The organism is Gilliamella sp. A7, assembly GCF_002142015.1.
Taxonomy (GTDB): domain Bacteria; phylum Pseudomonadota; class Gammaproteobacteria; order Enterobacterales; family Orbaceae; genus Gilliamella; species Gilliamella apis_A.
Genome location: NZ_NASN01000122.1, coordinates 1 through 536 on the forward strand (window position 1 = coordinate 1; position 536 = coordinate 536).

Annotated in this window: 1 protein-coding gene; it reads left to right on the forward strand. The window is 40.9% G+C overall.

Going from position 1 to position 536, the window contains the following annotated elements; translation table 11 throughout:
- A partial coding sequence (locus B6D18_RS12700; RefSeq protein ID WP_158092599.1) for a hypothetical protein occupies positions 1 to 536 on the forward strand: 536 nt, incomplete at both ends.

The following is a 536-nucleotide window of genomic DNA, read 5'->3' on the forward strand; positions in this document are numbered from 1 at the left end:
AGTCATGCATTATCGGCGCATACAACCAATGTCATTCATGGTAATGCGCCCTATGTTATATTGGGCGATGGTTTTAACCCTTTAACTGATTTACGTCAAATAATAGGCTTGAATTTTCCGGATGGTCAAGGTGGTTATAATTGGATAAGCGCCTGGGATGCCGGTGTTGCAATAAAAGCACCGCCAGGTATGCATTTTAATCAAGTGATGTCCCATAGTGTCGTCAGTGATGGTTATGCTCATAATATCCCTTATCTTACTGTAGGTGATGCAGATGGTGATGAAGCCGGGGGATATGTGTCAGGTTATCTAAAAGCGACATGGTATGAAAATGGTGAACAAATTCCAAATGATAGGTTAGGTAATGAATTATGGGGCTGTGGGGGGCCGTATAAATTAAGAGTAGAGGTGTGGAATATCCAAGCTAACACTCCTTATGGTGCACCGAATAATCGTTATTATGGTAATAATTGGGTGGAATATACCGTTATTCCCCATAATCAGAGTATCTGTTACTTAAGACCAAATGATATGGG